The organism is Streptomyces sp. A18, from assembly GCF_059026065.1.
This window is the reverse complement of record NZ_JBWLKL010000065.1, coordinates 20877-27052: the sequence shown is the minus strand read 5'-3', so window position 1 is coordinate 27052 and position 6176 is coordinate 20877. Positions and strand designations below refer to the sequence as shown.

The 6176-nt window shown below is 69.2% G+C and carries 6 protein-coding genes; 5 read left to right on the top strand and 1 reads right to left on the bottom strand.

Annotated elements, in window-relative coordinates:
* Positions 1–139: 139 nt before the first annotated feature.
* Together AC5P1C_RS41335 and AC5P1C_RS41330 are read left to right on the top strand one after the other, a co-directional pair.
* On the top strand, positions 140–487 hold the full coding sequence (locus AC5P1C_RS41335) for a hypothetical protein (protein WP_493871153.1): 348 nt from the start codon (positions 140–142) through the stop codon (positions 485–487).
* Between the two features lie 27 nt (positions 488–514).
* A complete protein-coding gene (locus tag AC5P1C_RS41330) occupies positions 515–760 on the top strand; it encodes a hypothetical protein (RefSeq protein WP_493871152.1) in 246 nt (81 codons plus the stop codon).
* Positions 761–1310: 550 nt separating this feature from the next.
* On the opposite strand, the gene AC5P1C_RS41325 is transcribed toward AC5P1C_RS41330, so the two are convergent.
* The gene (locus AC5P1C_RS41325; RefSeq protein WP_493871151.1) at positions 1311–2198 is read right to left on the bottom strand and encodes a hypothetical protein; all 888 of its coding nucleotides are present in this window, start codon (positions 2196–2198) and stop codon (positions 1311–1313) included.
* Positions 2199–2401: 203 nt separating this feature from the next.
* On the opposite strand from AC5P1C_RS41325, the gene AC5P1C_RS41320 reads away from it, so the two are divergent.
* The 3 genes from AC5P1C_RS41320 (at position 2402) to AC5P1C_RS41310 (ending at position 6150) form a co-directional block, all read left to right on the top strand.
* A complete protein-coding gene (locus AC5P1C_RS41320; protein WP_493871150.1) occupies positions 2402–3709 on the top strand; it encodes a metallophosphoesterase family protein in 1308 nt (435 codons plus the stop codon).
* 129 nt (positions 3710–3838) lie between these two features.
* Positions 3839–5194, top strand: coding sequence for an MFS transporter (locus AC5P1C_RS41315; protein WP_493871149.1), 1356 nt, complete (start codon positions 3839–3841; stop codon positions 5192–5194).
* Positions 5191–6150: a hypothetical protein gene (locus AC5P1C_RS41310; RefSeq protein ID WP_493871148.1), complete on the top strand. Its 960-nt coding sequence runs from the start codon at positions 5191–5193 to the stop codon at positions 6148–6150. Before AC5P1C_RS41315 ends, AC5P1C_RS41310 begins: the two co-directional genes overlap by 4 nt.
* The last annotated feature ends 26 nt before the right edge of the window (positions 6151–6176 follow it).

Sequence of the window (6176 nt, the reverse complement as noted above, 5' to 3'; positions counted from 1 at the left end):
GGGGGAGGTCGGGACCAGGCATAGTACGAGTATTTCGCTGCGCGAGGCACGCGTGGTCCCACCGGGCCGAGGCGCCGCCAGTAGACGGCCGCCGGGACGTGAGCCGCGGTGGTCGTCCCGGCGGAGACGTCCGCCAGGGTTGGGATGGGATACCGGGACCAGCCGCCGTGAGGCACAGGAGGACTACGCCAGGCGCGCGGCAGCAGCCGCAGGCATCCCCGACGATGCCGAAACCGAGTTGCTGCTCCTGGACGACTTCGACGACGACCAGGACGACGACCTAGAGTTGTTGGTCGTCGACCTGGACAAGGAAGCGCGGCCGCGTCTGCGGACGCTGCTCCGCGTCGTCGCGGACGCCGATCACCAGGTGGATGCCGAGCGTGACTTCCGCTTCCGGCTGCCGGACACCACAGGGCAGGACCGGTGGCTGAGGATCGATGAAATCCCCCTCCCGCCCACCGCCCCGGCGGCGTACCCAAGGTACTGATCGCCACTCCTGGAAGGGGAGCCGTACGTGAGCACGCACGCGGTGGAGTACGTCCGCGGCCTCCAGATCGCGGACGACATCGCGCGGCGGGTGTTCCTGCTGCTGGCCAAGCGGACCCATACGCCGGGCGACGCCCGTCGCCCGGAGGACGTCCCCGAGGTCATGGGGCTGGAGCTCCGGCCCGGCGACATCCCGGGGCCCTACACGCGCAGCTCTCCCCAGACAAACTACGCCAGCATCTGCGCGGACAGGAGAGACCATCCGGGGCCGTAAGGCATAACGCGAAGGGCGCTTGCCTCGCGATCCTCGACCAGCTGCTCGGCGACACCCGCGACAGGGACGAGGACACGGAAGGCTGGCGCGACCGTTGTGAACGGGCAGGCCATCTACCCCTGAATTCTGGCGCGGCGCCCGGTGGTACATGCCGGCCGAGCCCCCTTCGCGTGATTGGCGGAACACCGCTCCGTCGCTTTGGATAGTCAAGTAGACGGGCTCGCCAGGTTCTGGATGGACCCTGTAATGGCCTTCCGCACTGGGAAGGCGGATAAATCGCCGCTGCACGGCACTGCTTCCGATACATCGTCACGGATGGGAAGGGAATGAGCGGCCGAACAGCCTGTCTCCGTGGCGGAGTACGACGATCAGGGGGCTTCGACGGGGCGTCCAATTCTGATACCCGTGCCGGTCGCGTAGGGAGTCGAGATAGGGCTGCGGATTGCTCGAATTCACCGACGGGCTCGTCGGCGCGTCCCGCTGCCAGCACCGGTTGACCACGAGGGCGGGGCCCTGGCGCCCTGGCGCCCTGGCGGTCGCGTGGCGCGTGTCATTCCCAGCGGATGCCGTAGATTCCCGGTGCCGGATTGAAGCGGATGTACTGGAAATCGCTGCTCGCTTCCGCCCCGGCGGCTTCCCGCACTATCTGCCTTGGCGATGCGGCGGCCGGCTGATAGAACGCCTGGCAACGGGCCGGTGTGTATGCCGTGTCGAAACTGGTTTCCAGTGCGACGTCCCGCAATCCCTTGTACACGCGGACCGTCGTGTACTTGTCCATCTGGCGTGGCGGGAAACGTACTCCGAATTCTGTCAGGGCCAACTCGCCCGCACGCAAGGGGCGTTCGAGTGCGAACTCGAAGGCAGCGACGCCGGTTTGCGTGTTGCCGCTGAAGCGCTCCAGACGGCAGCCGTGGGCCATGGTGAGGAGCGGTGCCTGCGGCAGACATGCGTAGCGGGTCACGTAGATCATCCGGGTTGCGCCGCCGGGGCCGCCCTTCAGTATCCGCGTGACGCGCATGACGGCCTCCTCGCCTTCCGGCCCGACGGACATCTGCACCCGGTACGACATCGGCCGGGGGTTCGCGAGGTCCTGCCAGTCGGCGTCGAGCCTGGCGAGGGTGTGCCGGACGGCCTGGGCCTGGTCGCCCCACTGCTGATGACGTCCCGTCAGGGCCTCGGCGGCACGCGTCCGGCGACCGCGTGGGCGCCGCGGAGGCAGCGCGCCGCGCAACTTTCCGGCGGGCAGACCGAGAATCTCCTCGAGCGTGGTGACAGCAGTGAGTGAGCGTGCCCTTTCCGGCTGGCTCAGGCCGGTCTGCCACGCGCTGAGCGTGCTGGTGCTGACGGGGGTGCCGCGGCCCCGCAATTCACTGGCAACATGGTCCAGACTTAGGCCGCGAGCGGCCAGGGCGAGCCCCAGAGTTCGATGGAATTCCATGGCGCCGCATCGTAACCGGGGTTCGTCCAGAGATATCCAGCCTTGCGGGCACGGATTCTTTACCCGTTACCCGGTTCGTAGTTCCGTACCTCCAGCAACACCTTCGCCATCCCCTTGACTGCGCATGACGCACCCCGTTTCGTCACTGTCCCCACGCGCAGCGAGTCCCCACGCCCTCAACAGGGCCTGATGGAGGTGCACCGATGAACCACCGAATAGGTGTCCGCAGAGCCGTGCGGACCTCGGTGATAGGAGTGACCGCGGTCGCCGCCATGGGCGGCGCACTCGCAGTGTCAGACACCCTCTCGCAATCTGACAGGGACTCGGCGGAGCACGCGTCGTCCGAGGCCGAGGCCACGGACCGGCAAGTGCAACAGGTGGCTGAACCAGGCGTACGTACCGGCCGGGCCGACCTGCGTGTGGACGGCGCCGATGCGGCTCCGAGCGAGCGCCGGATCTGCGAGGACGGCGCCAAGTGGCTGCGCGTACGGTTCGATGAACTCACCTTGCGCGGCGGCGACACCGTGACCGTCACGGGCGCGTCCGGTGACCGGCTCACCCTCACCAGCCGTAACTGGTCGGGCAGGGCCTTCCACACCCGGGCGCTGGAAGGCGGCTGCGTGACGCTGACGCCGCATCTGAAGCACACCGGAAGCGGCTACGCGGTCTCCGGCTACCAGGCGGGACAGCAGCCGCTGTCCGCGGCCGGCGTCGTCCTGGCGGCGGCCGGGGACATCTGCGGCTCCGCCTGCAACCAGACCGACGACGTGGTCACCAAGATGGCCCCCGCGGCGCTCATCACGGCGGGCGACAACGCGTACAGCAGCGGCACGTCCTCGGAGTTCAAGCGGAACTACGACCCCCACTGGGGCAAGTTCAACAAGATCGTGCACCCGACGCCAGGGAACCACGAGTACCGGACCAGTGGCGCGTCCGGCTACTTCGGGTACTACGAAGCGGCAGGCGCCCCTACCGGTGGAAAGGGCAAGGGCTACTACAGCTTCGACGTGGGCGAGTGGCACATGGTGGCGCTCAATTCCAACATCAGCCGCTCGTCCAGCAGCACGCAGGGGCAGTGGCTGAAGAAGGACCTGGCGGCCAGCACCAAGCCGTGCACCATGGCGTACTGGCACCACCCCCGGTTCTCCTCCGGCGACCACGGAGACAACAGCAGCTCCGCCGACATGTACAAGATCCTCACCGACCACAAGGCGGACGTGGTCGTCAGCGGGCATGACCACCACTACGAGCGGTTCGCCATGGCGACGGTCGACGGGAAGAAGGACGAGGCGAACGGTCTCCGCGAGTTCGTCATCGGCACCGGAGGGCGCGGGCTGTACTCCAGCACGACCAACTCACGCGGACCATCGGAGGTGTTCAACAACAAGACCTTCGGTGTGGGCCAGTTCGACCTGTCGGCGACCGGCTACAAGTTCAACTTCCGGCCGGTGGAAGGGCGTACGTTCACTGACTCCGTCGAGGGCACCTGTCACGCGAAGACCAAACCGTAGGCACCTCGCCGTCGTCCCGGGCAGCATTTCCCCCCTCCCCGCCTGCCCGGGACGGCCCGCCACTCACAGGCGGGGCGCGTATCTCCAGTTCCCGCGCCCCTCTCCCCTCGCCGCATCGGAGCGTGACCGATGTACCTCTCCCACCTACGGGCGGCGGACGCCGCCCGGACGTCCGCCGCTCCCACCGCTGATGCCTCCACGGTGGACGGCACCGGGCCCGAAGTCCCGGAGCGATCCGGGGGCGGGGCCAAGGCACGCGTGCCCGCCACCGTGGTGACCCTCGGCATGGTCAGTCTCGTCACCGACGCCTCCGCCGAGATGGTTACCGCGATCCTGCCGATGTACCTCATGTACGGGCTTGGCATCGGCTATCTCCAACTCGGCGCCCTGGATGGCCTGTACACCGGCGCCACCGCCCTCTTCCGACTCGGCGGCGGATACGCCGCGGACCGCCTCGGCCGCCCCAAGGCCGTCGCCACGTGCGGGTACGGGATCTCCGCCGTGACCAAGCTCGGCTTCCCGCTCGTCGGCGCCTCCACGGCCGGCATCGGACTTCTGCTCGCGGCGGACCGAACGGGAAAGGGCATCCGTACGGCGCCCCGGGACACGCTGATCACGCTGGCGGCACCGGACGCTCACCTGGGACGAGCCTTCGGCGTGCACCGTGCGATGGACACGATGGGCGCGATGCTGGGCCCGCTGCTGGCCTTCGCCGTGCTGCTGGCCGTGCCGGGCGACTTCGACACCGCGTTCATGGTGAGCTTCGGCCTCGCGGCGGCAGGGGTGCTGATGCTGGCGTTCTTCGTACGGCCGGACCGGCCGGGCGGGCTGTACGACCTGGACGGCCCGTCCAGGCCCGGCGTCGACTCGGCGGCACGTGCCCGGATCCACGGCATGCGGGCGTGCCTGGCGTCGCTGTCCGCTCGCGACAACCTCCGGGTGGTGCTCGCGGCGGCGCTGCTTGGCCTCGCCACCGTCGGTGACATGTTCTTCTACGTCGCCCTTCAACAGCGCATGGGGCTGTCCCCGCGGCTGCTGCCGCTGCTGCCCATCGGGACCGCGCTGGTCTTCATGATCGCCGCCATCCCGCTCGGCCGAGCCGCCGACCGCATTGGCCGCTGGCGGCTGTTCCTGCTCGGCCATCTGCTGCTGCTGTGCGGGTATCTGCTGGTGGCCGGCGCCCCGTCGGCGTGGCCGGGAGCCGCCACCGCCGCCGTTGTCCTCGCACTGCACGGTCTCTTCTACGCCGCCACTGACGGCGTCCTCATGGCCCACATCGGCCCCACGATCCCGGTCCGGGTCCGTACGACCGGACTGGCCGTCGTACAGACCGCCCAGGCGCTGGCCCGGGCGGGCGGCGCCGTCGCCTTCGGCGCGGCGGCCGCGCTCGGCGGATTGGGCACGGCGTTCGGCGGATTCGCACTTGTCCTGCTGCTCGCCGTCCTCGGGGCGGCGGTGCTGCGCACACCCTGGAGCAGCCGATGACGCGCGCGCGTACTGTCCTCGGAACCCTGCTCATCGTCGCCCTCCTCGCCTCGACGGCGGGCTACGTGCTCTGGCGCCGCGGCTCCGTCGCGTACGGGCAGGACGCGCAGGACCTGCACTTGCAACGCACCGGGACTGTCGTGTACGTCGACCGGGACGGCGGCGGCCGGGTGCGGCAAGTGACCCTGACGGGGCGGAAGGTGGGCGACGGCCCCGCCTGCCAGCGCGCGGCGGTCGCCGCCACGACTCTGATCTGCGTACGGGCGCTGGCAGGTCCGATGTCCTCGGAAGTCCGCCTCTACACCGAGGGCAAGCGCAAGCCCAAGGTCAAGTTCAACGTGTGGGGCGACCCGAGCCGGGCACGTGTGTCGCCCTCGGGGAACCTGGTGGCGTGGACGGTCTTCCGCTCCGGCGACTCGTACGCCAAGACAGGCACGTTCTCCACCACTGCCGGGATCTACGACCTGCGCGATGGCGCCCACTACGGTTCGCTCGAGGACTTCCAGCCGTTCGTCGGCGGGAAGCGCTACACGGCCGAGGACGCCAACTACTGGGGCATCACCTTCGCCCGGGACGACCGCACCTTTTACGCCACGATGGGGTCCCGGGGGAACACCTGGCTCATGCGCGGTGACCTCGGCAAGCGGACCCTGACCGCCGTACGCAAAAACGTCGAGTGCCCGTCGCTGGCTGCGGACGGAAACCGGATCGCGTACAAGAAGCGTGTCGGCGAAGGCCGTTGGCAGCTGCACGTGCTCGACCTGAAACGTGGCACCGACACCGTGCTCGCCGAGCGCGCCAACGTGGACGACCAACTCGTCTGGCTGGACGGCCGGACCCTCGCGTACGCGAAGCGTACGGGCGGCGCACCGACGGTCTTCGCCGTGCCGGCCGACGGTTCCGGCAGCCCACAACGGCTTTTCACCGGGGCCTCTCCCACGGTCGTGACGGGCTGACGCCCGTCGCCCGTCGCACGTCTCCC

Excerpts from the sequence above, each read along its gene's own strand:
- AC5P1C_RS41315 (WP_493871149.1), top strand. The coding sequence starts at position 3,839 with ATGTACCTCTCCCACCTACGGGCGGCGGACGCCGCCCGGACGTCCGCC.
- AC5P1C_RS41310 (WP_493871148.1), top strand. The coding sequence starts at position 5,191 with ATGACGCGCGCGCGTACTGTCCTCGGAACCCTGCTCATCGTCGCCCTC.
- AC5P1C_RS41320 (WP_493871150.1), top strand. The coding sequence starts at position 2,402 with ATGAACCACCGAATAGGTGTCCGCAGAGCCGTGCGGACCTCGGTGATA.
- AC5P1C_RS41325 (WP_493871151.1), bottom strand. The coding sequence starts at position 2,198 with ATGGAATTCCATCGAACTCTGGGGCTCGCCCTGGCCGCTCGCGGCCTA.